Annotated in this window: 28 protein-coding genes; 16 read left to right on the top strand and 12 right to left on the bottom strand. The window is 53.4% G+C overall.

The window, feature by feature from the left end; genetic code table 11:
- Positions 1-255: 255 nt before the first annotated feature.
- The 3 genes from ACFQI7_RS26200 to ACFQI7_RS26190 are packed head-to-tail and all read right to left on the bottom strand — an operon-like array spanning position 256 to position 3,217.
- Positions 256-1,113, bottom strand: coding sequence for an ABC transporter ATP-binding protein (locus ACFQI7_RS26200; protein ID WP_218099903.1), 858 nt, complete (start codon positions 1,111-1,113; stop codon positions 256-258).
- Positions 1,114-1,154: 41 nt separating this feature from the next.
- Positions 1,155-2,210, bottom strand: a complete 1,056-nt coding sequence (locus ACFQI7_RS26195) for a FecCD family ABC transporter permease (RefSeq protein ID WP_218099902.1) — start codon at positions 2,208-2,210, stop codon at positions 1,155-1,157.
- Positions 2,207-3,217: a FecCD family ABC transporter permease gene (locus ACFQI7_RS26190; RefSeq protein WP_218099901.1), complete on the bottom strand. Its 1,011-nt coding sequence runs from the start codon at positions 3,215-3,217 to the stop codon at positions 2,207-2,209. The genes ACFQI7_RS26195 and ACFQI7_RS26190 overlap by 4 nt, the downstream gene beginning before the upstream one ends.
- A gap of 247 nt (positions 3,218-3,464) precedes the next feature.
- Here ACFQI7_RS26190 and ACFQI7_RS26185 point away from each other — a divergent pair, with 247 nt between their 5' ends.
- From ACFQI7_RS26185 to gnd, 9 genes are all read left to right on the top strand, one after another.
- Positions 3,465-4,472: an ABC transporter substrate-binding protein gene (locus ACFQI7_RS26185; RefSeq protein WP_218099900.1), complete on the top strand. Its 1,008-nt coding sequence runs from the start codon at positions 3,465-3,467 to the stop codon at positions 4,470-4,472.
- Positions 4,473-4,732: 260 nt separating this feature from the next.
- Positions 4,733-5,734, top strand: coding sequence for an ABC transporter substrate-binding protein (locus ACFQI7_RS26180; protein WP_218099899.1), 1,002 nt, complete (start codon positions 4,733-4,735; stop codon positions 5,732-5,734).
- Positions 5,735-5,876: 142 nt separating this feature from the next.
- On the top strand, positions 5,877-6,146 hold the full coding sequence (locus tag ACFQI7_RS26175; RefSeq protein ID WP_377517869.1) for a hypothetical protein: 270 nt from the start codon (positions 5,877-5,879) through the stop codon (positions 6,144-6,146).
- 147 nt (positions 6,147-6,293) lie between these two features.
- A complete protein-coding gene (locus ACFQI7_RS26170; RefSeq protein ID WP_218099898.1) occupies positions 6,294-6,725 on the top strand; it encodes an Rrf2 family transcriptional regulator in 432 nt (143 codons plus the stop codon).
- Positions 6,726-6,795: 70 nt separating this feature from the next.
- Positions 6,796-7,188, top strand: coding sequence for an IDEAL domain-containing protein (locus ACFQI7_RS26165; RefSeq protein ID WP_218099897.1), 393 nt, complete (start codon positions 6,796-6,798; stop codon positions 7,186-7,188).
- 31 nt (positions 7,189-7,219) lie between these two features.
- Positions 7,220-7,534: a thioredoxin gene (trxA, locus tag ACFQI7_RS26160; RefSeq protein ID WP_218099896.1), complete on the top strand. Its 315-nt coding sequence runs from the start codon at positions 7,220-7,222 to the stop codon at positions 7,532-7,534.
- A 145-nt stretch (positions 7,535-7,679) separates the two neighbouring features.
- Positions 7,680-8,450, top strand: coding sequence for a dioxygenase family protein (locus ACFQI7_RS26155; RefSeq protein WP_218099895.1), 771 nt, complete (start codon positions 7,680-7,682; stop codon positions 8,448-8,450).
- A 78-nt stretch (positions 8,451-8,528) separates the two neighbouring features.
- Positions 8,529-9,983 (top strand): glucose-6-phosphate dehydrogenase, encoded by a 1,455-nt coding sequence (gene zwf / locus ACFQI7_RS26150; protein WP_218099894.1) that lies wholly within the window; start codon positions 8,529-8,531, stop codon positions 9,981-9,983.
- Positions 9,984-10,031: 48 nt separating this feature from the next.
- Entirely contained in the window at positions 10,032-10,943 is a 912-nt protein-coding gene (gene gnd, locus ACFQI7_RS26145; RefSeq protein ID WP_218099893.1) for a phosphogluconate dehydrogenase (NAD(+)-dependent, decarboxylating), read from the top strand.
- 49 nt (positions 10,944-10,992) lie between these two features.
- Here the strand turns inward: gnd and ACFQI7_RS26140 are convergent, their stop codons facing one another.
- Together ACFQI7_RS26140 and ACFQI7_RS26135 are read right to left on the bottom strand one after the other, a co-directional pair.
- Positions 10,993-11,457: a hypothetical protein gene (locus tag ACFQI7_RS26140; protein ID WP_218099892.1), complete on the bottom strand. Its 465-nt coding sequence runs from the start codon at positions 11,455-11,457 to the stop codon at positions 10,993-10,995.
- A complete protein-coding gene (locus ACFQI7_RS26135; protein ID WP_218099891.1) occupies positions 11,445-12,224 on the bottom strand; it encodes a hypothetical protein in 780 nt (259 codons plus the stop codon). Before ACFQI7_RS26135 ends, ACFQI7_RS26140 begins: the two co-directional genes overlap by 13 nt.
- Before the next feature lie 353 nt (positions 12,225-12,577).
- Here ACFQI7_RS26135 and ACFQI7_RS26130 point away from each other — a divergent pair, with 353 nt between their 5' ends.
- Both ACFQI7_RS26130 and ACFQI7_RS26125 read left to right on the top strand, forming a co-directional pair.
- Positions 12,578-13,435: a sugar phosphate isomerase/epimerase family protein gene (locus ACFQI7_RS26130; protein ID WP_218099890.1), complete on the top strand. Its 858-nt coding sequence runs from the start codon at positions 12,578-12,580 to the stop codon at positions 13,433-13,435.
- A 217-nt stretch (positions 13,436-13,652) separates the two neighbouring features.
- Positions 13,653-14,837 (top strand): DUF3048 domain-containing protein, encoded by a 1,185-nt coding sequence (locus tag ACFQI7_RS26125; RefSeq protein ID WP_218099889.1) that lies wholly within the window; start codon positions 13,653-13,655, stop codon positions 14,835-14,837.
- Here the strand turns inward: ACFQI7_RS26125 and ACFQI7_RS26120 are convergent, their stop codons facing one another.
- The 6 genes from ACFQI7_RS26120 to ACFQI7_RS26095 form a co-directional block, all read right to left on the bottom strand.
- Positions 14,838-16,130, bottom strand: a complete 1,293-nt coding sequence (locus ACFQI7_RS26120) for a hypothetical protein (protein ID WP_218099888.1) — start codon at positions 16,128-16,130, stop codon at positions 14,838-14,840.
- A complete protein-coding gene (locus ACFQI7_RS26115; protein ID WP_230415078.1) occupies positions 16,117-16,689 on the bottom strand; it encodes an RNA polymerase sigma factor in 573 nt (190 codons plus the stop codon). The genes ACFQI7_RS26120 and ACFQI7_RS26115 overlap by 14 nt, the downstream gene beginning before the upstream one ends.
- A 263-nt stretch (positions 16,690-16,952) precedes the next feature.
- Entirely contained in the window at positions 16,953-17,180 is a 228-nt protein-coding gene (locus ACFQI7_RS26110; protein ID WP_218099887.1) for a hypothetical protein, read from the bottom strand.
- On the bottom strand, positions 17,177-18,394 hold the full coding sequence (locus tag ACFQI7_RS26105) for a Ger(x)C family spore germination protein (RefSeq protein ID WP_218099886.1): 1,218 nt from the start codon (positions 18,392-18,394) through the stop codon (positions 17,177-17,179). Before ACFQI7_RS26105 ends, ACFQI7_RS26110 begins: the two co-directional genes overlap by 4 nt.
- 35 nt (positions 18,395-18,429) lie before the next feature.
- Positions 18,430-19,548 carry a GerAB/ArcD/ProY family transporter gene (locus ACFQI7_RS26100; protein ID WP_329958243.1) on the bottom strand — a complete coding sequence of 373 codons (1,119 nt, stop codon included), beginning with the start codon at positions 19,546-19,548 and terminating at the stop codon, positions 18,430-18,432.
- Positions 19,545-21,116 carry a spore germination protein gene (locus ACFQI7_RS26095; RefSeq protein WP_230415076.1) on the bottom strand — a complete coding sequence of 524 codons (1,572 nt, stop codon included), beginning with the start codon at positions 21,114-21,116 and terminating at the stop codon, positions 19,545-19,547. The genes ACFQI7_RS26100 and ACFQI7_RS26095 overlap by 4 nt, the downstream gene beginning before the upstream one ends.
- Positions 21,117-21,271: 155 nt before the next feature.
- Between ACFQI7_RS26095 and ACFQI7_RS26090 the strand changes: the two genes are divergently transcribed.
- Both ACFQI7_RS26090 and ACFQI7_RS26085 read left to right on the top strand, forming a co-directional pair.
- Positions 21,272-21,457 (top strand): hypothetical protein, encoded by a 186-nt coding sequence (locus ACFQI7_RS26090; RefSeq protein WP_218099885.1) that lies wholly within the window; start codon positions 21,272-21,274, stop codon positions 21,455-21,457.
- A 19-nt stretch (positions 21,458-21,476) separates the two neighbouring features.
- Positions 21,477-21,638 (top strand): hypothetical protein, encoded by a 162-nt coding sequence (locus ACFQI7_RS26085; RefSeq protein WP_218099884.1) that lies wholly within the window; start codon positions 21,477-21,479, stop codon positions 21,636-21,638.
- 11 nt (positions 21,639-21,649) lie between these two features.
- Here the strand turns inward: ACFQI7_RS26085 and ACFQI7_RS26080 are convergent, their stop codons facing one another.
- On the bottom strand, positions 21,650-22,534 hold the full coding sequence (locus ACFQI7_RS26080) for a helix-turn-helix transcriptional regulator (protein ID WP_218099883.1): 885 nt from the start codon (positions 22,532-22,534) through the stop codon (positions 21,650-21,652).
- A 272-nt stretch (positions 22,535-22,806) separates the two neighbouring features.
- Between ACFQI7_RS26080 and ACFQI7_RS26075 the strand changes: the two genes are divergently transcribed.
- From ACFQI7_RS26075 to ACFQI7_RS26065, 3 genes are all read left to right on the top strand, one after another.
- Positions 22,807-23,559 (top strand): IclR family transcriptional regulator, encoded by a 753-nt coding sequence (locus tag ACFQI7_RS26075; RefSeq protein WP_218099882.1) that lies wholly within the window; start codon positions 22,807-22,809, stop codon positions 23,557-23,559.
- 222 nt (positions 23,560-23,781) lie between these two features.
- Positions 23,782-24,870 carry a Gfo/Idh/MocA family protein gene (locus ACFQI7_RS26070; RefSeq protein ID WP_218099881.1) on the top strand — a complete coding sequence of 363 codons (1,089 nt, stop codon included), beginning with the start codon at positions 23,782-23,784 and terminating at the stop codon, positions 24,868-24,870.
- Complete coding sequence (locus ACFQI7_RS26065; protein ID WP_218099880.1) at positions 24,867-25,724, top strand: sugar phosphate isomerase/epimerase family protein; 858 nt, start codon at positions 24,867-24,869, stop codon at positions 25,722-25,724. The genes ACFQI7_RS26070 and ACFQI7_RS26065 overlap by 4 nt, the downstream gene beginning before the upstream one ends.
- The last annotated feature ends 50 nt before the right edge of the window (positions 25,725-25,774 follow it).

The following is a 25,774-nucleotide window of genomic DNA, read 5'->3' as shown; positions in this document are numbered from 1 at the left end:
ACAGCGCGATTTATTACCTGGATCACTGCGGCCCGGCTTAGGAGGACTGATTCGGCGATGTGTTTCGGAACCTGCCCGGAGTTATCGTATGGTCCAGACCTTACGAAATGTGCAGTGCGTTGTGTTGCACATATGAGAGAACGATCCAATGCAAAAAAAGAACCTTTGGTCCCCATTGCTGTATATGGGACCGAAGGTTCTTTCGTATATCGTTTGAAAATCGATCATTCAAAAAGAGGCAGCGTTGTACGATATCTAAATCGCAGCAGCGGTGTTTACGACAGAAGCGGCAGGCGCTTTCGCCGGTGATTTGCCTTTGCCGTAAGGCACGACCATCGGTGTAAAGAACAACGGATCTTCGATGACACGGCATTCCAGATCGAATACGTCGCGGATCAGCTGTTCCGTTACGACTTCGCTCGGCGGGCCTTCGGACCACACTTTCCGGTCTTTGACGGCGACAATGTTATGAGCGTAACGGCAAGCCAGATTAATATCGTGAAGCACCATCACGATGGTGCGGTTCTCGTGAACGTTCAGCTCGTGCAGCAGATCGAGCACTTCGATTTGATGAGCCAAATCGAGATACGTTGTCGGCTCGTCGAGAAGAATCGTCGGCGTCTCCTGCGCCAGTGTCATGGCGATCCAGGCACGCTGCCGCTGGCCGCCGGATAGTGAATCGACGGACCGCTCTGCGAGATCGGTCATATGGGTAAGCTCAAGCGCTTTGCGCACCATGCGTTCATCTTTCTCGGACCATTGCTGCAGCCAGTTCTGGTAAGGGTAACGGCCCTGCTTGACCAGTTGAAGCACCGTGAGGCCTTCCGGAGCCGATGGACCTTGCGGCAAAATGGCGAGCCGCCGTGCAACATCCTTGGTGGAGAGAGACGAGATATCGCTGCCGTCCAAAATGATTTCCCCGCTGTGAGGCTTCAGCAGCCGGGCGAGCGACCGCAGCAGCGTCGACTTGCCGCAGCCGTTGCTGCCGATGAATACGGTCACTTTCCCTTGAGGAATGCAGAGGTTCAGCTCTTGAAATATCGTCGTTTCTCCATAACGGAGGCATAATCCGTTGGAACGGATCGAGTGGCAGTCTGCGCATTGTAAGTTCATGTAGAAGTCCTCCCCGGTTCAGATAGGCTGTAGACCATAGGTTACGTTCGATTTCGGCTGCGGTACAGCAAGTAGACAAAGAACGGCGCGCCGATCGCTGCGGTGAACACGCCGGCAGGGATATCCAGCGGCGGGATCAGCGCGCGCCCGGCCAGATCGGCTAGCAGCAGTACAATGGCGCCGATCAGCGCCGAGACAGGCAGCAGCCCGCCGAAAGCGGGGCCGACCAGCTTGCGCGCCATATGCGGCGCCATCAGGCTGATGAAGCCGATCGCTCCGCCAATCGCGACCGCCGCACCGGCCAAGGCGACACTGAGAAGCAGCAAAATCCACCGCTCCTTTTCGACTCTGCTGCCGACGCCGCGAGCCACATCGTCGCCGAGCTCCTGATTATCAAGCTGTCTGGCTAAGAGAAATACGAGCGGCAGCAAGATGAGCACCCATGGAAGCAGCGGCAGTACGTCTTTTTCCCACGAGACGCCATAGATGCTTCCGGTCATAAACGTAAGCGACTGATTGGCAAGAATGATCGGTCCCGAGATCATCATCATATAAGATAGCGAGCTGGTGGCAGCCGAGAACCCGATGCCGATCAGCACCAGGCGCAGCGGCGTGATTCCTCCCTGCTTCCAAGCCAGCAAATAAACGATGGTCGACGCCGCGAAAGCGCCGATGATGGCGCATACCGGCAGCCAGGAGATGCTCGCCTTTTCAGAGAAAAAGAAGAAGAACGAGACGGCGCCGAGCGTCGCTCCTCCGGTCATGCCGATCGTATCGGGAGACGCAAGCGGATTACGCACGACCCCTTGCAAAATCGCTCCGGCTACGGCCAGAGAAGCTCCGACCAGAATCGCCGCCACTTCCCGCGGAAGCCGCAGCGATCGAATGATAAGGCCGCTCGTATCGGACCCTTTTCCGATGATGGAAAGGACGACTTCCTTCGGGCTAATAAAGACGCTGCCGATGCCCGTGCTGACGATAAATATAGCTGCCATAGCTATGGCGAGCAGGAACGCGACGGTCAGCGTTTTGCGATTGAGAAGAAACGAATACCGGGGACCGCGGATCGTTATGTAACGGCTTTGTTTCCGTTTCATTTCTGCTGTCCCCCTTTGCGCGCGATGTAGACGAAGAACGGAACGCCGATCAACGCCGTCGTCACGCCAACGGGTACTTCCTTGGGCATCGCGATGAATCGTGCGCCAAGATCGGCGCTTACGAGCAGCAGCGCCCCCAGCACGGCGCAATAAGGTAAAATCCAGCGATAGTCGCCGCCGACGAGAAATCGGACCATGTGAGGCACAATGATGCCGACGAAGACGACAGGTCCGGCTACGGCCACCGAGCCGCCGGCCAGCGCGACGATGACGATGGCAGCCAATGCCTTAATAAGGATCGTTCGCTGGCCGAGGCCTTTGGCCACATCGTCCCCGAGCGCCATAATATTAATGTGAGGCGAGAGGAACATCGCTGCGACAATGGCAGTCGCCATATAGGGAAGCACCGCGAGCAGCATATCCATCGTGCGTCCGGCAACCGAGCCGACGAGCCAAAACAACACCTGGTCGAACGCTTTGCCGTTGCCGAGCAAGATACCTTGCGTCAGCGAGGAAAAGAATGCGGTTAACGCCGAACCGGCGAGCGTGATCTTGATCGGTGTAAGGCCGTCCCGGCCGATCGAGCCGAGAAAGTAGACGCCTCCGGCGCTAATCGCCGCTCCCGCAAACGCGATCCATGTGAACGCCGTCAAACCGGAAATATCGAAAAAAGTAACCATGAGTACGATTGCGAATGCCGCTCCCGCATTGACGCCGAATATGCTGGGCGAAGCAAGCGGGTTTCGCGTGATGGCCTGCATCAAAGCGCCGGCGACCGCAAGACTCCCGCCGACGATGGCGGCGATGCATGCGCGGGGGACGCGCGAAGTTTGAATAATAAGATGACTGTTCGATCCGTCAAATGCGGTGTAGGCCGACAGGACGGTGCGCCAGGAATAGTTGGTAACACCGAGCATGACGCTGCCCGCCATTGCGATAAGAAGCAGCAAGAGCGCCACGATTATACCTGTCCATTTGAAGGAGCGGCGTTGCAAAACACTTTGCATGCAAATAAACCTGCTTCCGCTACTTAGTTGAAGAATAATGTATAAAACTAATTGTAGGGTAACGAAATTCGCGTGTCAATGATTTTGAGAATCATTATCAAATAATTGTTGACATCATTCGTGCGAGCCATTACGATAGCAGTGTGATTGATAATCATTATCAATTGTGGCGTGAGATTCGTGCGAGTATGATGATGATTTGACGTACGATCGCGGCTGCACGATACATAGGGGGAATTGGGGAAATATGCACTCTTTATCATTCCGTTGGAAGATGCCCGCTTTGCTTGCTTTAATCTTGACATTGTCTGTATGGCTGGCAGGTTGCGGATCGTCGCCAGGCAATTCTAATCCTGCATCATCACCTAGCAACGGTTCTGCAGCGGGAGCCGCTTCCGGAAAGTCCGAAGGGACACGCAAAATCAAGCACGCAATGGGCGAATCGGATGTACCGGCGAGCCCGAAGAAAGTCGTCATTTTGACGAATGAAGGGACCGAGGCGCTTCTCTCTCTGGGCATGAAGCCGGTCGGCGCCGTGAAGTCGTTTACGGGTAACCCTTGGTACGATCATATTAAGGCCGATATGCAAGGCGTACAGCCGCTTGGCGAGGAATCGCAGCCGAACCTGGAATTAATCGCCTCGCTGAAGCCCGATCTGATCATCGGCAACAAGCTGCGTCAGGAGAAAATATACGAACAGCTCAAAGCGATTGCGCCGACGGTCATGTCGGAGACGCTTCGCGGCGAATGGAAGACGAATTACTTGCTGTACGCCGATGCGCTTAACAAAAAAGCGGAAGGCGAGAAAGTGATCGCCGCATTCGACAAGCGGATCGACGACTTTAAGCAAAAAGCGGGCGACAAGTTGAACCAAACCGTATCGGTCGTTCGGTTCATGGCGGGGAAAACCCGTATCTACAAGCAAGATACGTTTACCGGGGTTATTTTCAACCAGATCGGGATCAAACGCCCGGCATCGCCGAGCAAAGAGACGTTCGCCGATGAAATCAATAAGGAACGTTTGCCGGAAGCGGACGCCGATATGCTGTTCTACTTTACTTACGAAACCGGAGACGGCAACGGGTCCAAGCAGGAGCAGGAATGGCTGAACGATCCGTTGTGGAAAAACTTGAAAGTGGTTAAGAACAACAAAGTGTACAAAGTGAACGATGCGATCTGGAATACGGCCGGCGGCGTCAAAGCGGCGAACCTGATGCTGGACGAATTGTTTCAATTTTACGGGGTTAAAGCTTAATCTCATAAAACATACAGCATTGAAAGAGTCGGCCCGAAAGGGCGGCTCTTTTTCCATCATAAGTGAGGCGTACAGCCTATGAGAATCATTTTCAAACAATGGTTGACAAGATGCGCTGAAGCCTTTACTATTATCAACGTAAATGATAATCATTATCAATGGAGTTGGTTTCGGTCACTCAGGCTGACCCGGCATCACTTCACGCGAAACTATCGGTTGTCGTTTTGAAGACGGTACGATACATAGGGGGAATATACAACATGTTTTTATCAGGTCGATCGTTACGAATTAAAGGAGCGGCCTTGCTGGCTGTCGTCATGCTGCTGTCCGTTTGGCTGACTGCTTGCGGGTCGTCCCAGGGCAATCCGTCGCCATCGGCAGGTGCCGCTCAGAGCGCCGGAAAGTCGGAAGGCACGCATAAAGTCAAGCATGCCATGGGAGAGTCCGATGTCCCGTCTAACCCGAAGCGCGTCGTTATTCTAACGAACGAAGGAACGGAAGCTCTCCTTTCCTTGGGAGTAAAGCCGGTTGGCGCCGTAAAATCGTTTACCGGCAATCCATGGTTTGATCACTTGAAGGCGGATTTGGAAGGCGTTCAAGTGCTTGGCGAAGAATCGCAGCCAAATCTGGAGCTGATCGCTTCGCTGAAGCCGGACCTCATTATCGGCAACAAGATGCGCCAAGAAAAAATTTACGATCAATTAAAAGCGATTGCGCCTACCGTGTTCTCCGAAACGCTTCGCGGCGAGTGGAAGAACAACTTTAACCTTTATGCCGAAGCGCTAGGCAAAAAGCAGGAAGGCGAGAAAGTGATCGCCGCGTTCGATAAACGCATTGAGGACTTCAAGCAAAAAGCGGGAGACAAAATCAAGCAGGAGAAAGTGGCCGTTGTACGGTTTATGGGCGGCAAAACAAGATACTACTACGGGGATATGTTCTCGGGCGTCATCTTCAAGCAGATCGGCTTCCCGCGTTCGGATCCGAAAAGCGATGAAAAATCGTTTGAGGATATTTCCAAGGAACGATTGACCGAACTCGAAGCGGCTGACAAAATATTTTACTTCACGTATGAAACCGGTGACGGCAAAGGGACGAAGCAGGAGCAGGAATGGCTCAATGACCCGATCTGGAAAAACATTAAGGCCGTTAAAAACAACAAGCTGGTGAAAGTAAACGACGTGACATGGAATACGGCGGGCGGCGTCAAGGCGGCTAACTTGATGCTTGACGACCTGTTCAAGATGTATGACGTGAAACCGTAATTTCGCTGCATAAGGGGAGTATGCTTTAAGCAAAATAGGATGGGCTTATAAGTCCAAACTTATTTTCTTGAGGAGGATCCGATTCGTGATCAATAACATCGACGGGCAAATTGCCGCATGCCAGCAAACGATACAACAGTTGATGCAGCAAACGCAGCAAGCTAGCCAAATGTACCAGCAAATGCTTCAGCAGGAACAGCAAAACGCGCAGCAGCTGGAAATATTGGCACAGCGTGAGCGTCAGGCGGCTCAAGTGATCCAAACGGCGCTGCAAGGCCATCAGGCAGCTATGCAGCAAATGCAGCATATTGCGCAAGTATGCGGCCAATTGGAGCAAACCGTAGCGCAAATGTCGATTGCCGGCCGTCAGGCGCAGCAAGGACAATTCGCCCGTAATGCTTATTTCCAATAAGAACGGATTACAAAGGAGTCGGTCCTGCAAAGGCACCGGCTCTTTTTTGGCTTCGGTTATATATTTAAATGGTCATCTATTGTTGACAAAATCAACTGTAATGCATATAATTACAGTAAGCGAACCGGAAGAAGGGAGACACCAGAGATGAACAGCGAATTTACGATTGCCGTCCACAGTCTGGTGCTTTTGGCTTATCGACCGGATCATATGGCGACAAGCGATATGATCGCTCACAATGTAAGCACCCATCCGGCGCGAGTGCGTAAAGTGATGGGATGCCTGCGCAAGATGGGTTACGTCACAACCAAGGAAGGCAGCGGCGGAGGATTCATTCTATGCTGCGATCCGGCCGAAGTCACTTTGGCCGAAATTTACAAGACCACATCAATCGGTTCGATCAAACCGGGCTGGTGCTCGGGCGATACGGGACAAGATTGCATGGTTGCTTGCAACATGGCCGATGTAATGGAACAAATTTTCACGGAAGCGGAAATGCAACTGCTTGCCTACTTTGATAAGCTAACCATACAGCAGGTGCTTGAGCGCCTTCGGGAAGCGCAGCAAGACAAAGTGTGATTTTTTTTAAACGAACTGTTATGTTTTCAGTTTCAGTTCTTGTCCATATTGAACAGAGAGGGTGAACGAAATGACGAATGTAAAGCGCAACGGCATCGCTGAAGGGGATTGGGTAACAGGCAATTCGCTGGAAGATGAAAAATTCATAGGCTATGTGGAATCGATCGACCTGGGCGGCATCGCGAAAGTATACGTTACTCAGAGCGACCGCGAAGAGGCCGTCGGGCGTACGGTGGAAGGCCGTCTGGCGAAGCTTGAACGCCTCCCGGACTATGCGCCTACCGAACCGGCGGATTTGCAAAGCTTGATCGATCTGGCTTTGATGACCCGGGACCGGGCGTGGTTCGAGCAGCTTCGCGCCGAGCAAGCGATCGCAGCGTTCGCTTCGTCCAAAGGCTCTCAGCAAAGCCCGAAGCTTCGTGGCGTTTCGAACATGGGAACAAGACGCGTAAACATCGATTAATACCCATACTATAAATAAGGAGTGGAGCATCATGGCTATTGTAAATGTACAAGACGCAAATTTTGGAGAAACGATCAAAGAGGGCGTAGTCCTCGCGGACTTCTGGGCCCCCTGGTGCGGTCCTTGCAAAATGATCGCGCCCGTGCTTGAGGAGCTCAGCCAAAAGCTCGGCGAATCGGTAACGATCGCAAAGATCAACGTGGACGATAATCCGGAGACGGCAGGGCAATATGGCGTAATGAGCATCCCGACGTTGAAGCTGTTCAAGGACGGCAAAGACGTTGGAACGTTCGTAGGCTTCCGTCCTCTTGCTGATCTGGAAGCTTTGGTACAGCCGCATCTATAATATCATGTCAGAGGGCAGTCCTTTCGGGGCTGCTTTTTCTGTTTGGCAGGCATTTGACCCCGGTTGTGGAACGTATAATACGTGGAAGTGTGCATTCCCTGTGCCATGTTGGCGGAGCGGATATAACGAAGGAGGTGGCATAACGATGTTTCCCGCGTTTTTTGTGTCGCATGGCGTACCGAACCTTGTTACGGATCATAATGCTTTTACGAGATTTCTTGCGTACCTCGGCTCAAGAATTCCAAAGCCGAACGGCATCGTCCTTTTCAGCTCACAGTGGGCGAGTCCCGTTCAGAAGGTGACCGGCGCTCAGCGGCTTAGGACGATAAAAGACGATTGGGGATTACCCGATGAACTGTTCGCGTTCGAGTACCCGGCTCACGGGGACATCATTCTCGCGCATGATGTGCAGCAATTGCTTGCCGCCGAAGGGATTCGCTGCGAAGCCGACGACGGGCGGGGGCTTGATCACGGCGGGTGGACGGTGTTGTCGCTCATGTACCCGGATGCGGACATTCCCATCATCGCGGCATCGATTAATCCGAGGTCCGTGCCCGAGGACAGTTACCGGATCGGAAAGGCGATAACCGATCTAAGGAAGAACAACTGTTTGATCATCGGCAGCGGCGGGACGGTGCGTAATTTGCGCAAAATGAACTGGGATCACGATAAAGTGGAGCGCTGGGCCGTTCGATTTGATCGCTGGCTTGACGAGAAAATCCAGGTATGGGACCTGGAAAGCTTGTACGATTACGAGAACAGGGCACCTTACGCCAAAGATGCCGTTCCCGGAAAAGAACATTTGCTGCCGCTGTTCGTCAGTATGGGGGCGTGCGACGGCAACCGGAAGGCCAAATTGCTGCATCAGCAGTATCAATACGGCACATTAAGCTTAAATTGTTGGATGTTCAGTTAAAAAAATGCGGATAAATATCCCGTCCTCCGAAACAATAATAGTTGTGGCTGTTTTTCGAAACGAGAGGAGGGTTTCCTGATGGACGCAATGACGTTTGTTTTATTTGGAGCGACGGGCGATTTGGCGAAAAGAAAAATTTTTCCTGCGCTTTATCGTTTATATATCGATGGAAAGACGCCCGAACGGTTTTCGATCGTAGGCAGCGGCCGGCGGGAGATGAACGATGCTGCATTTCGCCAGCAGGTGGAGCAATCGCTAACCGCCTATTCGCGGCGGCCGGCGGATGACCGCAGCAAGGTGGATGCATTTCTCGAGTTGTTTCGCTACTGTGCGGCCGACGCGTCCGTTGGGACGGATTATCGCAAGCTGCTCGAGCTAGTCGAGAAGCGGGAGGGCGAACAGAACATCCCGCAGAACCGGTTGTTTTATTTGTCGGTTGCGCCGGACTTTTTTGACGTGATCGCGCTGCATATCGCAGAGAGCGGGTTAGGGAAAGGGAGCGGCTGGAAGCGGCTGATCATCGAAAAGCCGTTCGGGCACGATCTGAAATCGGCCCGTCGGTTGAACGAGAAATTAAGCCAAGCTTTCGAGGAAGACGAAGTGTACCGCATCGATCATTATCTTGGCAAGCCGATGGTGCAAAATTTGGAGGCGCTGGAATACGCCAATCCCGTCATTCAAGCGCTGTGGAACAACCATTATATCGCCAACGTGCAAATTACGGCGAGCGAAATCGTCGGCGTGGAGGAAAGAGCCGGTTACTACGATACGTCCGGAGCGATTCGCGACATGTTTCAGAATCATATGCTGCAGCTTCTGATGATGATCGCCATGCATTTGCCGCATATGACCGAGCGAGACGTACGGGCCGGAAAACGAAGAATTGTGGAATCGATCAGGTGCGTCTCCCCGGAAGAGGCCGGCAGCAGCGTCGTGCGCGGACAATACGTTGCCGGGGAAGTTCAGGGCAAAGCCGTTCCCGGTTATACGGACGAGCCCGGCGTGGCGCCATCGTCCCAAACCGATACTTTCGTAGCTGCGCGGCTGTGGCTGGACGATCCTTTTTGGGAAGGCGTGCCGTTCTACATCCGGACCGGCAAGAGGCTGAAAGAGAAGTCGACCCGCATTGTGCTTGAATTTAAAAACCCGCGCGGCGCCATGCATTTATGCGGGACGGAACAATGCGATCCGAACCTGATGATCATCGAGATCAGTCCGAACGTCGGCGTCGTTCTGCGGCTGAACAGCAAAAATTTGCTGCAGGAAGGCAAGCTCGAACCGATCATGGTCGATTTTTGCGCCAATGGCAAAGATATTCCTGAGGCATATGAAATTCTTTTGTCCGACGCGCTGCAAGGGGACGCGACGTTCTTCGCGCATTGGAACGAAGTGGAGCAGTCTTGGAAATGGGTACAGCCGGTGCTGGAGGCATTTGAACGAAATCTCGTCCCACTGTACTCGTATCCGGCGGGCTCGAACGGACCGGAAGCAGCGGGCCGTTTGCTGGAGCAGGACGGGTTTACCTGGTGGTAAGCCAGCAGCGGGAGCTTGCGAAATTACATACGGAAAGGAGATCGACGCATGAAGGTTGGTTTAATCGGTCTTGGTAAAATGGGCTTCCATTTGGCCCAAAATTTATTGGATCATCGGCATGAAGTTATCGCTTACGATGTGAACGCTCAGACGGTGGCGGAGCTGTCGGCGTTCGGCGCGAAAGGGACAAGCAGCGTGCAGCAGCTGGCCCAATCGCTGGACAAGCCTAGCGTGGTATGGATCATGGTTCCGCATGGCGTGGTCGATTCGGTGCTTGACGAGCTCGCCCCCCACTTATCGGAGGGCGACATTGTCATCGACGGCGGCAACTCGCACTACAAAGAATCGATTCGCCGTTCTGAGCGGTTGAAGGAACAAGGCATTCACTTCCTTGACGCCGGTACCTCCGGAGGAACGGCCGGTGCCCGTCACGGCGCTTGCTACATGGTCGGCGGCGATCCGGAAGGCTGGCGCGTGGCGGAGCCGCTATTCCGGGATACGGCGGTGGAGAACGGCTATCTGTACGCAGGGAAGTCTGGCAGCGGCCATTTCTTGAAGATGGTGCATAACGGCATCGAATACGGGATGATGGCTTCGATCGGAGAAGGCTTTGAAATACTGGAGAAAAGCGAATTCGACTTCCATTACGAGTCGGTGGCGCGCGTCTGGAACAACGGTTCGGTCATTCGCTCGTGGCTGATGGATTTGACGGAGCGCGCGTTCGCCAAGGATGCCACTCTTGAGGAAATCAAAGGCGTAATGCACTCGTCCGGCGAAGGAAAATGGACGGTAGAGACCGCGCTTGATCTTCAGACGGCAACGCCCGTCATCGCGATGTCGTTAATTATGCGCTACCGTTCGCTCGATATCGATACGTTCACAGGGAAAGTTGTCGCCGCGCTGCGCAGCGAATTCGGGGGACATGCCGTGGAAAAAACGGGCGAAACGGTCAAAGTGTAACCGCTGCGTTGAGCCCATAGGGGACGGTAGGGACCGCAAGGCTAAGCGGTTACGGCCGCACTTTCCCGACGCCCAAAGCAAAATGCTCCCAGAAAATTTCTTCGACCAGCTGCAATTGCTTCGCATCGGCGCATTTCACCGTGACGAATACTTCCGTCGCTTTCTCGTTGTAAATTTTGCTTCGCTTTTTTACACGCTTCATATGCAAATAATCGATGCAAAAGCCGAATAGCAGTCCGAACACCAGACCAATGAGCCCCCACAAGATGGGGCCCCATGTCAGGACGAAGCCGTAGATCGTCCCGAGCAGCATACAGATCACGCCCCAAATGCAGGCCACATCCAGCAAGCTTTTTCCGTCCGACCGGTGAATCGTATCGAACAGCTTGGATTCCTCGATTCTCCGGTCGAGCGGAACCGCTACGATATTTTCTTTTCCAATCCCTTTTTGTTCGAGTTTTTGCAGCGCCATCTCGAGCGACGTTGAATATTCAAAAGCGGCTACGACATGCATTGGTTCTCCTTCCCGTACAGCTCGTCCAAACTTCCTTGCTGATACGTTTGCTTCAGAAACCGGGACAGTTCGATTTCAAATATCAAGTTGTTCTCTACGGTTTTCGTATAAGAGTCGTACAATGAAAAACCGTAGATCGAAGGGATGTACAACAGCCACTGGAAATCGAGAATCGATTTCGCTTGGGCAAACTGGCCGAGAGCGGTGTAATGGACGCCTTCCAGCACGTGTGAGCAGTGGAGAATGGTCCCCCACCATATAAACGAAAATAGCGCGGCTGGAATCCGCTGCAAATAAATATACCCGAGCGGAGGGAGTAAGAACGACCAGATTAGCGCCAGACCCGGCTTCTTTTTCTCCAGAAAGTTGAGCTCGAGCGAAGTGAAATGAAAAGGTTTAATCGCAGGCGAATCGCGATAAGCGAGCTGATACACTTTGTTCAGATCGACGCATCGGCGGTAGCTGTCCCACATCGCAAACACATAAACCGTGCTGTACACCAAAAAATATCTCCATTCAATGATGTCTTTGGCCGTTTCAAACTGTCCGGTCATCGTGAAGTAAATGGCGGAATTGATTTTGGACAACGTATTCGCGGTATACTCGAACACCATAAGAAAAAAGCCCCATATATAGCTGTTGACGAGAATATGCCCGAAGCCCGGAAACGCCGCCGACCACCAAAAAACGATCCACGGGCTTTTAAAGCTTAGCGTATTGCTTGAAAAAGGGCTGGAACTGACAATATTTCTGCGTGTTTGCTTCATGCCGTCTCCTATTTTGGCAAACCCAATCTTGACAAGATTCGGTAGTCATATGGAAAAAATATACATACCGCTTTAAACAGGTATTTCCAGATTTTTGAAATTGTAAACGAGGTGTTCGTTCGCATTTGCCGCTGGCCTCGTTCAGCGCCCGCCTATCGCCGCGAGTTCTATGCCGCAAATTTAGTGAAGCTCCGAGCGTCTTGCAGCCGTTTCGTATCGTGAACAAGATCGGTGAAAGGCAGTAATAAGGCTTTATGTTCACGTGAACAATTTTAATGACGCGACGCTGCGCGGCCTGTTATAATCGGAGTGATACAACCTATTTTTACATACCGGAACGGAGGATCATCCCTATGAAATTGTCCGTATTTAGCGTTGTCACGCCGGACTTGACCCCGGAAGAGCTGGCGGTTGCCGCGAAGGAAGCGGGACTGGACGGGATCGAATGGCGGTATAAGGAAACTCCCGAAGAACTGAAAAACGAGAAGCCGTCGTTTTGGCGGAACAATCTGTGCTCCATCGATCCGGGAGCGGACGACGCCGAGCTGGAACGGTTCGTCCGCATCACCCGGGACAACGGGCTGGAGCTGCTCAGCCTGACGCCTTATTTGAACGCTTGCGATCTGGATGAGACGGAGCATGCTTTGAAGGCGGCGAGCAAGCTTGGCGCGAAGATGATCCGCGTTGGCGTGCCCGGCTATAACCGGAAGCAGCATTACAACGAGCTGTTTGACCGTGCGGTTACGTATTTGGCAGGCGTGGAGGAGATGGCGAAGCAGTACGGCGTCAAATGCCTTATCGAGACGCACCATATGACGATCGCGCCGAGCGCCGGTCTTGCGCATCGTTTGGTCAGCCGGTACAATCCGGATCATATCGGTGTACTGTTTGATCCAGGCAACATGATTCACGAAGGCTATGAGAATTTCCGCATGGGCCTTGAGCTGCTCGGTCCTTACTTGGCGCATGTGCATATTAAAAATGCGGGCTACAAGAAATCCGAGCTTCGTTCGAACGGTTCGCAGGCATGGACTTCTTATTGGGAACCGATCGCCGAAGGGATTGTAGATTGGAAGCAGGTGCTGACCGATCTGCAATCGGCCGGGTATGACGGATATCTCGGGGTGGAAGATTTCAGCGGCAAATACGAGTCCAAGGAGCTGCTCAAGGTATACGCGCAGCAAATTCGCGGTTTGCTTGCCGAGCTGTAAGTTGACATGATGAACGAGCAACAACAAAGAGATGCCCGTAAATAGGGCATTTTTTTGTTGCGTCCGAACATCGGGTTTATGAGGGCAGTGCTGTAATGCTGCCATTCCAAAATCGCAGGATGCCTCTTTCGTTTTCATTTGATAGAAATCCGACTTCTAATTGGGCCGCTGCTAGAATATAGATTAGTAGAAGCACAAGGATGAGGTGATGGTACAGATGAGAAGAAGACAAAGCTGGAAGCAGTTGTGGCGCAAGCTGCGGAGGCGGGGGACGCTCGCCCTGCTCGCTAGCGGTCTGGTGTGCACGGCGGCGGCTTGCCAGCCGGTGAAGCAGGGAGCTGCGGGGCATCCTGCAGCCGAAGCCCCGGCGTCGGCGCCGGTCCAGCCGGTCAGCGGCGTGCAGGAACCGGCGGCGTCGTCCACGCCGTCCGCACCTGTATACCGTGCGCCGCTGACGGGAATGGAGCTGCCGCAAAAAGCGGATAACCGCCCCGTCATGGTGATGGTCAATAACCATCCGTCGGCGCGTCCGCAAAGCGGGCTGTCTCAGGCGGACTTGCTGTACGAAAGCTTGGCGGAAGGGGAGATCACGCGGCTCGTCGCGGTATTCCAGAGCCGAAGCTTCACGGATCCGATTGGTCCGGTGCGAAGCATCCGTCCGTACTTTATCGAGCTCGGGAAAGGGCTAGGCGCGATTCAGGTGCATGCCGGCGGCAGCCCGGACGCCTACACGCAGCTGGACAGGGAGAAAATCGCCGACTTGGACGAAATTACGAATGCCGGGCCGTTCTTTTGGCGGGAGTCGTTCCGCAAGGCTCCCCATAATCTATACACCAACCTGGACAAGATTCGGGCGGGTGCCGAGAAGCGCGGGCTGAACCGGAGCGTTCCGGACGCCGCGGTATTCCGCTTTATCCCGAACGGGGACGAGGCGGTGCAAACGCTCGGAACGGACAAGGCGCCGAGGTATGGGGCGGAAACGCCGGCTGCGGCGGAGGCGCAGAAGGTGGACGTCACTTTTTTGCTCAAAAGCTATAAAGTATCCTACGAATTCGACGCAGCCTCCCGCTTGTACAAGCGATTTATTAACGGCGTTAAGCATATCGATCTGAACAACAGCGAGCAGTTGACGGCGTCGAACGTGATTGTGATGGGGACCGACCATCGGGTACTCGACAGCGAAGGCCGGCAAGAGGTGAGGCTAACCGGAACGGGACGCGCGATGGTGTTTCAGCAAGGAAAGATGCGTCAGGTCGAATGGAGGCGGGATAAAGAAAACGACCCGATCCGCTATTTCGATCAAGGCCGTGAAGTGTCCCTGATGCCGGGACAGACGCATATTCTCATTGTTCCCGTGAAGCCGTCGTTCGAAAGCCATGTCGCTTACGGGCCGTTATCCTAACTATTCATTGTCCAAATACATTTTGGCCTGCTGTTTCCATTGCTCGACGTAGTCCCCGACGGCCCATTGCACCATCACAACCGATTCGTTGCGTCCCAGATTAAAGGACAAGAGGGGCGAAGCGATCAGCCGGTTCTGATACGGGTAAATGACAACGTCGCGCTCCGACACGACGGCGACCATATCTTCCGTCGGCGAGGAAAAAGCATCGTTTGCACTTGGGCGCAGACGCTTGATTTCCTGCCAGCCCGCCACAAGCCGGTCGTGCGACACAACGGATTCCGGCAGAGAGGCCGGAAAGTCCTTGAGCTCATAGCGGTGCTCCTTGGACGACGGCTGAGCGGAGTAGTCCGCCACTTGCGGCACCCATTGCCCTTGCTTGCGGGTGATCGTCCAGCTTTCTCCCGCCGTATCCGCAGCCGCCGCTGCGGCTGTGCGAGAAGCCGGCTCGCCCGGCTGAACGGGCAACGCGGGCTGCAGCTTCCGCATCGCAGGATCGGCGGTATCGGCGCCGTATATGCTGCGGAGCGTTACGTGCGGCTCCCGCAGAGGAGCCATCGTCAGTTTATCGCGTCCTGTTATCTGACCCAGTTCTTTCACCCACACATATTCGTATTTTGACGCGGCCTCTTTCGTCGAACGATCGTTTAATGTTTGCTCCACGGCCATGTACCGGTTCCCGGCGAACAGCAGCTTCTCCGATTGGGTCAGCGGTTTCACCGGCGGGGCTACGAGCTGGCGGGTGGCGGTCTTGCTGTTGCTGGTCAAATAAGCGGACAGCGTACGGGTTTCTTCGTGCGCCGATTCGCGGCGTTCGTTCACGATTTTCCAAAAACTCATCTTGTAAGGCATTAAAATGCCCGAGCCTTCGGCGATCGTCTGCAGGCGATTTTGCTCCGGCGCGATCAATAACGTCCGATAGGTGCTGAACTGTTCGCCGATCTGCGGACTTTGCTGATCCGTGCGAAGTCCGATGAGCAGTGCGGATTGAAGCGGGACGGCCTGCTGGTCGTCGGCATAATATTGGATGTCTGCGATGGGCTGGGCCGTCTCCGCCGCCGTATTCATCGCTTGATGAGGCAGCAAACTTTGCCAATCGCCAACCAGGAGACAAGCCGCTGCCGCAAGTACGACGCAAGTCCCCGCAAACCAGGGCATTCGGGATCGGCGAGGCTTGACCTTTTCCTCGATCCGCCTCTCGATTCGTTTCCTTAAGCTATCCGAAAACCCGTCCTGATGGCCGAACGGGCCGTTGGTCAACCCTTCCTTTAGCTCCTTGTCAATCGGATCCACGGGACTTACTCTCCTTCAGCTTCGAAATTTTGCTTCGTGCGTGAAAAAGCCTCGATTTCACCGTTCCTTCGCTAACGCCGAGCACCTCGGCCATTTCTTTCATCGACAGCTGATAATGCGCGTACAAAATAAGCACCTCCCGATACTTTGCGGGCAGCTTCATCACCAGATTCCACATTTCGCCCACGGCGAGCTTCTCCATGACCTGCGTCTCCGCTCCGGCCACGCTTTTCCCGTTCTCGGCCGATGTGTGCAAGAAGCCGGTCAGTGTGACTTTGCGCAAAAACGCCGAACGGCGGTAATCAAGCGCCATGTTGCGGGTAATGGCGAGCAGCCACGTCTTCACGGACGATTCGCTGCGAAACGTGTACAGGTTGCGGAACACTTTGATAAACACTTCCTGCGTAATGTCGTCCGCCTGATCCCGCTTGTGCGTAATGCTATATGCGTAGTTCCATACGTCTTTTCCGTAGGCGGTCATGAGCTCCGAGACGATCGCCTTCTTATCGGAAGTTTCCGTCAAGTATTTCAAATATTCGAAGTTTGCTTCGGATTCCAACGGGGCCACCTCTAATCCTTTTGACGAACCAAGTCCATAGTCAGTTCAATGTTATGTAAAAAGTGATGATGAAAAAAGCCGGACCCCCGATAGCAAAAGGAGTTCCGGCGCTGATAGGTTATCTTAAGTGTAACCCGCGGGCGGCGATTAGGAAAGTGATAAATAAGCAACATTTTGCTGATAGCTGCGCTGTCGCAAGGTTCGGCGGTTGTGGCGTTGTTCCGCCTTCCATAAAATGGACGGAACAAAGGGAGAGTCATTGCTCACTTTTCGATTAGCTTGCTCAGCGGCTTATACACCGCATCCACCAACTGGGTCGGGCCGGGCAGCTCCGGATAGATGACGAGCAGCAGCGTTATCACCCATCCAAACGCGAGCAGTACCGAAAAAGCAAGCTTATCTTTCCCCGAATACCGCCCCATTTGCGGATTTTCAAACAAAATCATCATCAATGCGGCCAAAGTAATTACGATGAATGTACCCCACTTCATTTGTTCATCTTCTCTCTTTCCAAATTGATCACGCCGGATGAGGACAAGCCGGTCCGCAATATTTTAACCTTGGACTCGATATGGACGGTTACATGGGGAAAGATGTCGTCCCACTGCGTTTTGGCCCGCTTCCATTCTTTCGGGTACGCTCTGCGAAATGCCTCGGCGAAATCGAAAATGTCCGCGTTCCACTGCTTTTGCGGTTTGACCAGCACCGCCCGTATTCGGGCTTCGATCGCTTCGGCGAGCTGCCGTTCCATACTGTGGGACAGCTTGGGATCGGACAAATCCAGTATCGTCGTATTCTGAATGATATCGTCTTCCGTATAGATTTTGACCGTCATGCTCCACACGCCGTTCTCGATCCGCGGAACGAGTTCCGTCCGGGCGCGAAGCAGGGAGAGCGACACGCGACCTTCCGCTTCTTTCGGCTCGATCGTGACCGTGGCCGTCTTCACTTCATTGCGGAGCCACAGCAAACCTCGGGTCAGGCGATCGTCAATCCAGCCGACCATGCGGTTTTGTTTTAATATGGCGGAGCCGTTAATGAATCCGATCGATTGCAAAGGGGGCGCTTCAGGCTCAGGCGGCACGATGTCAATCCAGGGTAGCACAGAAGCGTCAGAGCCTCCGATCATCATTTGAGCATAATCTTTGATCGTTACGCTCAGTCCGGTTTGCGCTTTGGCCAGCTCTCTTAATACTTCGGCCGAACTTCGTTCCAAAGGAGGGAGAAGTCTTAAGATGTTTTTGGCCGTGCCTTTGCTGATAAACAGGTTGGCGCGTTCGCGGGGCCCTGGCGCCCGCGCGAGGAAATCGATATGCTCGCTAAGCCCTTCCTTGGCGATCTGTTCGCCGAAAATGAAAATTTCGGCATGGCCCCAAAAGATGATGCGCGGCAGCTTTTCCTGCAGCTTGGATATGGCGTCAGCCAGCGTATATCCTTCAGCCGCTCGAACCAGCGTCTGGCCGGTTCCGCCCGCACTGGAAGCGGAGGCCAGCTCTTCGCCACCGGTTTTGGATGATTTTGGAACAAATACTTGGACGGAGAGCTCCACCGTCTTTTCCGTCTTTTTATCCAACCCCGCTGCCATGATGATTGCCAAATCGTTAACCTCCGTGCGGTCCCAGCAGCCGGTTAACAGCAGGACGGAACATGCGTAGGGAATCAGGAGGAGAAACTTGAGCTTTGTTGTAATGGTGGCTGGCGTCATGTTGCATATCTCCTCGAAGGGTTCATTAGCGCTCACTATCTTGTTTTGCTACCGGGCACAGGCCGGGAACGGAATTTATGCCTTACCAGTGCCACCGCGCATAGCAGCGCAGGCAGCAGCGCTTTGACGGATAAACTGTAAAACAAGCCGGAGGAATCGAAAAACTTGGCCATCACTTGCATGTTTGGCGTGACCCAAATCCCCAGCGCCACAATGCAGATTCCGACCGGAAATACGAGGAGCCGGTAATCCGAGAGCTTCAGCCATTGGGCGGTGCCGAGCACGAATACATAGTAGTAGATGCACATTTTGATAAAGATGACAAGTACCCATATCGCCATCGTTATGGCTTCCAGATGCTCCACGAAATCCGCGAGGCCGATATAACGGGACGCGACCATGAACGGATAATTAAAGCCGGCCGTTAAATCGCCGAATAACATCAGGATAGCGATGTTCGTGATCACCATCGTCAGCATAATGGAAACGACCGCAATGATTCCCCATTTGCGTCCTTTATTTGGATCCGACACGGCGGGTAGCAAAAAGGTGAGCATGACAAAATCGCTGAACCAGCTATTAACCGTGAGTGAGCCTCTTAAGGAACGGCCGATCCCGTTCTCCAGCATGGGCAGCATATTATGAGGGTCGTATTCCGGCCCGAGCAGCAGCATAAGCAGCAGCAGCAACAATATGAACACGGGGACGAACAACTGAGCACACCTGGCAATGACCTCCACCCCGCTGCGGACGGCAAAGGCGCATACCAACACCAGACTGCCCATGACCATGACGACCGGGGTACGCGAAAGGAAGTTGCCAATGACAAATTCTCCGTATTCCCGGATGACAAACCCCGTATCGTGCAATTGCATCATAAGAAATAGGAGCCCGCAGCATTTGCCCAGTATACGTCCGAACACCCGCTCGCTGTATTGAATCAGGCTTTGACCCGGATACAGCTTATGAAGCTGATAGGTGATGTATGTTAGAGCAAACCCAACAAAAGAACCCCAAATCGGCGAAATCCACATATCCCGCTCAGCATGCTTGATGGTGATGGAAGGTACGACGAGAATGGCCGTAGCCATTATCGTCGGGTACATCAGGATTCCCATTTGGAGCGCGGATATTTTACCCTTCTCGAGCATCATGATTCATTTCCTTGCTCCGGTCCCGGCTTCAATCCGGAAGCCTGCCGGTACAAATTATTTTGACCTGTCTGAAGCGGACGCGAATCTCTTGACCATAGCGGCATCTTCGATAAGACCCGGCCTAGCCGCGGATGGAGGGGTGCCAGCGGGGCCAAGTACGGAACGCCGAAGGAGCGCAGCGCGCTTAAGTGGACAAATATCGTAATGAGCCCAAGCATGAGCCCAAGCAGCCCCAGCATACCGGACAAGAACATAAGGGGGAACCTCAAGATTCTTACGGAAATGCCGAGAGCGTATCTGGGAATCGTAAAGGAGGCGATGCCGGTAATGGCGACGACCATGACCATCGGAGCGGAGACAAGCCCGGCCGATATGGCCGCTTGGCCGATAACGAGAGCGCCGACGATGCTGACCGCGGCGCCGACCTGCTTGGGCAGGCGAACCCCCGCCTCGCGCAGCGCCTCGAACGTCACTTCCATCACGAGCGCTTCGACAAGGGCCGGAAACGGAATTTCTTCCCTCGATTTCGCTACGCTGAGCAGAAGCGACGTCGGGATCATCTCCTGATGATACGTTAGAACCGCTACATAAGCCGAAGGGACGACAAGTGCGATCATAAAGAAGAAATACCGCAGCCAGCGAATGACCGAACCGGCCCAAAATCGTTCGTAATAATCTTCCGGCGATTGCAATAAGGAGAAAATATTGATCGGCGCAACCAAAGCAAACGGCGTACCGTCCACAAGAATCGCCGCCCGGCCCTCCAGCAAATTGGCGCTTACGACATCGGGACGTTCGGTCGAGATCAGCTGCGGAAACACCGAATATGGATTGTCTTCGATAAGCTCTTCGATATAGGAGCTCTCCAATATGCCATCGATGTCGATTCGGCGCAAGCGGGTTTCCATTTCTTCGATCAATGCGCGGTCCGCGATCCCGTCGATGAAGGCAATCATCGTTTGCGTTTGCGTATAGCGGCCGATTTTGACCGACTTCATCTTGAGCGCCGGGCTTTTGATGATTTTGCGAAGCAATGTCGTGTTGATGCCGATCGACTCCGTAAAGCCTTCCCGGGGCCCGCGGACTACAGACTCGGCGGTAGGCTCTTCGATCGAACGCTTCGTGATGCTGGCGAGGCCGACAGAGACGGCATAAGGATTCCCTTGCACGAGAAGGACAGGATTCCCGATCGTCAGATTTTCTACAATATCGGCGTATGTTACGATCTCTTTCGTATGGGAGGAGGATATGGAATTCATGACCGCCGTGCGGACATCTTCTCCGGGTATTTCCTGCGGCCGCAGAAGCGGGGCCACAATGTGCTCATTGGTCAGCTCCGTATTGGACATGCCTTCAAAATAAATAAGAACGGCGTTGAGGCGGTGGAACGCTTGAAAACGGTGGAAAACGATATCCGCGCATTCGGTAAAAAGGCCTTCCAGTTTTTTTATATTTTGATTAAAATCCGAGGACAGCATCTGCGCATCGGTGATGAAGGTTTCGTTCATCGCCAGACGCTGGCGTTTGGATCGAAACAACAAGCGGCTTATAGATTTGAATAAGTCCATCGCGCAGCCTCTTCCTTTTTTTTTCATTTTCCCCAAAAGAAGCTGTTTTATCCAAGGTATCGCTATGTCTAAACCGCTTCTTCGCTCAGATGGGGCGGATTCCGGCAGGGCAAAGCATAATAAGGATTGACACTTTGCCCAAGAGCCGAGCCTGCTTGAGCTGTTTCGGCAATGCGCGGGAGGATGGTGTCCTTCGCGAGGAGGTCGATGTGGAAACGGCGGTGAAAGCGTTGTTCACTATATTTTACGGCGCGTTTCAGTCCGCTCATCTGTACGGGGAAAAGGATGTTATGCGTTTTTATGAAGTACATTTGGCGCTGCTGGAAAGCGGGAGAACATAAACAATGGAGGAGGCAAGGCATGGCAAAAGTGGTTCTCGGCCGGTTTACGGCTCAGCTCGAAGGTGATTTTGTCGTGTTCGTCATTGGCATGCGCATTCATAAGCGATGTGCCGGCAACCGGTTCGCGAGAACGGCGCGGCAGCGGCTGGGTAGGGAAGAAACCGGTCATCGCATGCCATGACGTTGCGCCATCTATAGTGAGTGGCGATAATGGTTAGGCGAGACGCCGACGAATTTTTTGAACAGGCGGGAGAAGTAGAAGGCATCGCCGTAGCCTAAGGCGGATGCGATTTCTTTGACCGATTGGTCGGTGTTGAGCAATATATTTTTCGCCTCGGCGATTTTGAGCCGATGGATATACTCGTTCAAGGGATAGCCGGTATATTTCGCAACCGATCGTCTGAGCGTGGAGGCGGAAATATGATGCTTTTCGCATAACGCTTTGGCTTCGAACGGCCGATATAAGCAGTCGGCGATATCTTCCATGAGATCGTTTTTGCTTTCGGCTTCGGCTGATTGGGGTGCAAGCCGCGAGCTTAGCGCGAGGTCGAACAGCAACGATTCCAGCAGCAGCGCCGCCTGATCGATATGGCCCGGGATACCGCTGGCCATGAGCAGGCCGATCCGGGTTATTTTGGCGTGATGATCGCCCGTCGTTTGTTTGACCTTGCCGGGTTCGATCAACCCTGTATCCAGCCATTCTTGAATCCGCGTACCTTCAATCGTAAAATAATGCTCATCCCATGATTCGCCCGCCCCCGGTCCGTAATGGAACGTGCCGTCCGGCGAGAAAACGAACATGCTTCCTTTCCTCACCAACTGCGGCTCGCAGTCGTTGTACCGGTAGCTACCCGAGCCTTCGGCAATGTATACGATCGCCCAATATTGAAAATGCGCCTGCTCCCGGTAGTGGATCCGCTCGGGAATATGTCCGACGTTGAGAATGGTCAGCGATTTCAGCATGAGCCTGCTTGGATCCACTTTCAGGTCAACGATTCGCGTCGGCCTGTTGCTGATATGGCGGTTCTCTACGATGCGGACCGGCTGTCCGGTCCAATCTTCCTTCCGTGAGGGCATGACCTATGTTCCTTCCGTTGGGTTAGTTCCGTTTCATCGCTTCCGTCCGGCAGCTCCACTGCGTTTAGAATAACATGAATCGAATGCATTGCCTACGTGCCAGCAGGCCGTACAAGCCGTTGGACAGTCCGGCGCACGCATCGTTTTTTTGAAAATACAAGTTGTAAAAAAACATGGACTCCCTTATGATTAACGTATGGTTTTTTCGGGAACCTGGTTATGAGATAAGGAACATAGTAGTGCTCAATAATGGATATGAAGAGGTTGTAGCGATGCCGGATGAAATAAAAGTGAAGTCGTTGTATAAAGCGCTCAGAGTGCTTGATTGTTTTACCGTCAATCAGCCGGAGCTAGGCATTACCGAAATTAGCGGGATGCTCGGACTGTATAAAAGCAACGTGCACAACATCGTCGATACGTTCGTCAAAGCGGGCTATTTGGAGCAAAATCCGGAAAACGAAAAGTACAGGCTCGGCATGAAAATATTGGAGCTGGGACATGTGATTTCCAGCAACATCAATCTGCGGAAGCTGATATTGCCATATATGCAGGAGCTGGCGGACTTCACCAACGAGACTGTCTATTTGGGAATCCCGAACGAGGGAGAAGTGATTTATCTCGATTCTTCCTCGCCGAAGCATCAGCTTTCCACAAGATCGATGCTTGGGGTAAAGGCTCCACTGTACTGCACCGGGATCGGAAAAGCGATGCTGGCCTACTTGCCGGAGGAAGTGCTGCATTCGATTATCGCCAAAGGGCTCCGGAAGTTCACGGATCATACGATCACGGAGCCGGATAGGCTGCTTAAGGAAATCTCGGAGATTCGAACCCGAGGCTATTCCATTGACAACATGGAGCACGAATTCGGCATTAAATGCGTCGGGATGCCGATCTTGAACAAGAAGAAGCAGGTTGTCGCGGGAATCAGCATGTCCGGTCCGTCGTTACGCTACGATGACGACAAGATTAAGGAATATGCGGCTCGTCTGAAAGAAATCGTTCATATGTTGGAAGACAAAGTATAGGCCCGATACCGCAATACAATCGAAACTGCCGATCCGGCTTTTGCCGGGTTTGCGTTTTTTTGTTGTATTGGCAAGGCTGCGGCATGCTCTAAAGTCGACTCGGGCCAAACTGACGCTATAGTCCATGCAACTGATCATTAAGTGCATTCCTTCCTCGGGGAAGTCGTGGTAATTTGACGATATAGTACATAGCTTTGACATTATCCGGAGGTGGCTTTTTGCATGGAGAAATTGAACATCGGCGTCATCGGAGCAGGTTCCATTTCGGAGCATCATCTGCTGTCTTATCAAAAAAACGCGCAAGCGACCATTTATGCGATCTGCGATTTGAATGAAGCGAGAGCGCAGGCGAAGGCCGCCAAATACGGTGCAACCAAAGTATATACCGACTACCATGAGCTGCTGGCCGATCCGGACGTGGATGCCGTCAGCATTTGTACATGGAACAATACGCACGCGGAGATCAGTATCGCCGCACTGCGTGCCGGCAAAAACGTGCTGGTGGAAAAGCCGCTGTGCCGGACGGTGGAGGAAGCGCTCAAAGTGCAGCAGGCGGTGCGGGAGACGGGGAACATTCTGCAGGTCGGCTTTGTGCGCAGATACGACGCCAACGCCCAGCTCATGCGGCAGTTTATCGAGAGCGGCGACCTTGGCGAAATTTATTATGCCAAAGCCAGCAGCATCCGCAGGCTGGGCAATCCCGGCGGCTGGTTCGCGGACCAGGACCGCTCCGGCGGCGGCCCGCTGATCGATATCGGCGTGCATGTGATCGATTTGTGCTGGTACTTGATGGGCCGGCCGAAAGTCGCATCCATCACCGGAAATACATACCGGAAGGTTGGAAACCGTTCCAACGTGAAAAATTTGTCGTTCTATAAAGCGGCCGATTACGATGCCAGCAAAAATACGGTAGAGGATATGGCCAACGCGGTCATTCGTTTCGAGAACGGCGCGTCGCTCTTGGTAGACGTCAGCTTTACGCTGCATGCGAAGCAGGACGAGACGGTCGTCAAGCTGTTCGGCGAAAAAGGCGGAGTCGAGCTGGAGCCGGCGGTGACGATCGTTGCGGAGAAGCATAATACGATCTTGAACGTTGTGCCGCAAACCGATCATAAATCGCTGAACGTGACAGCCGCATTCCAAAATGAGATCAATCATTTCGTCGAATGCTGCCAGACCGGCAATGCGCCGCTTAGCCCGGTAGAGGATGGGCTTGAAATCATGAAAATATTGTGCGGAATTTACGAATCGGCCGAGAAAGGCATCGAGATCCGGTTCGACGGTTCCCGTCAGGAGGTCGTGTCCCAATGAAGCTCGGTTTAAGCTCCTACAGTCTCGTTCGTGCGTTAAGATCGGGGGAAATGGACATTCTTGGCGTCATCGACTGGATCGTCGAGCACGGAGGCGAGCATGTTGAAATTGTGCCTCTAGGTTTTAGCTTGGTAGACAATCCCGAACTGATCGATGCGATTCGGGAAAAGGCGGCTGCCGTCGGAATCGATGTGTCTAACTATGCGATCGGGGCCAATTTCATTAAAGATACGCAGGAGGAATACGAAGCGGAGATCGAGCGGGTGAAGCGGGAGGTAGACATCGCGAGCCGTCTGGGCGTCAAGCGGATGCGGCACGACGTCGCTTCGCGCAAGGATACTTCCATTGCCCGCTTTCACGAGGACTTGGAGAAGCTCGCCGCGGCCTGCAGGCAAATCGCCGACTACGCTGCGCAGTACGGCATCGTCACGAGCATGGAAAACCACGGCTACTACATTCAGGCAAGCGACCGCGTTCAAGCGCTCATTCACGCGGTAGACCGCGACAATTTCAGAACGACGCTCGATGTCGGCAACTTCCTGTGCGTAGACGAAGACCCGGTATCCGCCGTGAAAAAAAATATCGCCTATGCCTCGATGGTGCATATTAAAGACTTTTACCGCCGTCCGTCGGACCGCAATCCGGGAACCGGGTGGTTCCAGACGGCGTCAGGCAACTATTTGCGCGGAGCGATCGTCGGCAACGGGGATATTGAGATGCGGCAGGTGCTCAGCGTGATTAAACAATCCGGTTATGACGGGTACGTGTCCATCGAATTCGAAGGAATGGAAGAGTGCAAGACGGGTGCCAAGCTCGGGCTTGAGAATGTGCGCCGTTTGTGGGATGAAGTGTAGAGATGGCGAATTTTAACGCTGCATAAAATAGTGAAGCCACCAATATTTTA

This window comes from Paenibacillus allorhizosphaerae (assembly GCF_042659105.1).
GTDB classification, from domain to species: domain Bacteria; phylum Bacillota; class Bacilli; order Paenibacillales; family NBRC-103111; genus Paenibacillus_G; species Paenibacillus_G allorhizosphaerae.
Note: the sequence above shows the minus strand (reverse complement) of the source record. Positions and strands in the feature narration are given on the sequence as shown.

Coding starts and splice junctions, on each gene's coding strand:
- ACFQI7_RS26190 (WP_218099901.1), bottom strand. CDS start 3,217: ATGCAAAGTGTTTTGCAACGCCGCTCCTTCAAATGGACAGGTATAATC.
- zwf (WP_218099894.1), top strand. CDS start 8,529: ATGGACGCAATGACGTTTGTTTTATTTGGAGCGACGGGCGATTTGGCG.
- ACFQI7_RS26105 (WP_218099886.1), bottom strand. CDS start 18,394: ATGACGCCAGCCACCATTACAACAAAGCTCAAGTTTCTCCTCCTGATT.
- ACFQI7_RS26140 (WP_218099892.1), bottom strand. CDS start 11,457: ATGCATGTCGTAGCCGCTTTTGAATATTCAACGTCGCTCGAGATGGCG.
- ACFQI7_RS26125 (WP_218099889.1), top strand. CDS start 13,653: ATGAGAAGAAGACAAAGCTGGAAGCAGTTGTGGCGCAAGCTGCGGAGG.
- ACFQI7_RS26165 (WP_218099897.1), top strand. CDS start 6,796: ATGACGAATGTAAAGCGCAACGGCATCGCTGAAGGGGATTGGGTAACA.
- ACFQI7_RS26170 (WP_218099898.1), top strand. CDS start 6,294: ATGAACAGCGAATTTACGATTGCCGTCCACAGTCTGGTGCTTTTGGCT.
- ACFQI7_RS26085 (WP_218099884.1), top strand. CDS start 21,477: ATGGCAAAAGTGGTTCTCGGCCGGTTTACGGCTCAGCTCGAAGGTGAT.
- ACFQI7_RS26080 (WP_218099883.1), bottom strand. CDS start 22,534: ATGCCCTCACGGAAGGAAGATTGGACCGGACAGCCGGTCCGCATCGTA.
- ACFQI7_RS26100 (WP_329958243.1), bottom strand. CDS start 19,548: ATGATGCTCGAGAAGGGTAAAATATCCGCGCTCCAAATGGGAATCCTG.
- ACFQI7_RS26095 (WP_230415076.1), bottom strand. CDS start 21,116: ATGGACTTATTCAAATCTATAAGCCGCTTGTTGTTTCGATCCAAACGC.
- trxA (WP_218099896.1), top strand. CDS start 7,220: ATGGCTATTGTAAATGTACAAGACGCAAATTTTGGAGAAACGATCAAA.
- ACFQI7_RS26200 (WP_218099903.1), bottom strand. CDS start 1,113: ATGAACTTACAATGCGCAGACTGCCACTCGATCCGTTCCAACGGATTA.
- gnd (WP_218099893.1), top strand. CDS start 10,032: ATGAAGGTTGGTTTAATCGGTCTTGGTAAAATGGGCTTCCATTTGGCC.
- ACFQI7_RS26110 (WP_218099887.1), bottom strand. CDS start 17,180: ATGAAGTGGGGTACATTCATCGTAATTACTTTGGCCGCATTGATGATG.
- ACFQI7_RS26130 (WP_218099890.1), top strand. CDS start 12,578: ATGAAATTGTCCGTATTTAGCGTTGTCACGCCGGACTTGACCCCGGAA.
- ACFQI7_RS26175 (WP_377517869.1), top strand. CDS start 5,877: ATGCAGCAAACGCAGCAAGCTAGCCAAATGTACCAGCAAATGCTTCAG.
- ACFQI7_RS26135 (WP_218099891.1), bottom strand. CDS start 12,224: ATGAAGCAAACACGCAGAAATATTGTCAGTTCCAGCCCTTTTTCAAGC.
- ACFQI7_RS26185 (WP_218099900.1), top strand. CDS start 3,465: ATGCACTCTTTATCATTCCGTTGGAAGATGCCCGCTTTGCTTGCTTTA.
- ACFQI7_RS26155 (WP_218099895.1), top strand. CDS start 7,680: ATGTTTCCCGCGTTTTTTGTGTCGCATGGCGTACCGAACCTTGTTACG.
- ACFQI7_RS26075 (WP_218099882.1), top strand. CDS start 22,807: ATGCCGGATGAAATAAAAGTGAAGTCGTTGTATAAAGCGCTCAGAGTG.
- ACFQI7_RS26180 (WP_218099899.1), top strand. CDS start 4,733: ATGTTTTTATCAGGTCGATCGTTACGAATTAAAGGAGCGGCCTTGCTG.
- ACFQI7_RS26070 (WP_218099881.1), top strand. CDS start 23,782: ATGGAGAAATTGAACATCGGCGTCATCGGAGCAGGTTCCATTTCGGAG.
- ACFQI7_RS26065 (WP_218099880.1), top strand. CDS start 24,867: ATGAAGCTCGGTTTAAGCTCCTACAGTCTCGTTCGTGCGTTAAGATCG.
- ACFQI7_RS26195 (WP_218099902.1), bottom strand. CDS start 2,210: ATGAAACGGAAACAAAGCCGTTACATAACGATCCGCGGTCCCCGGTAT.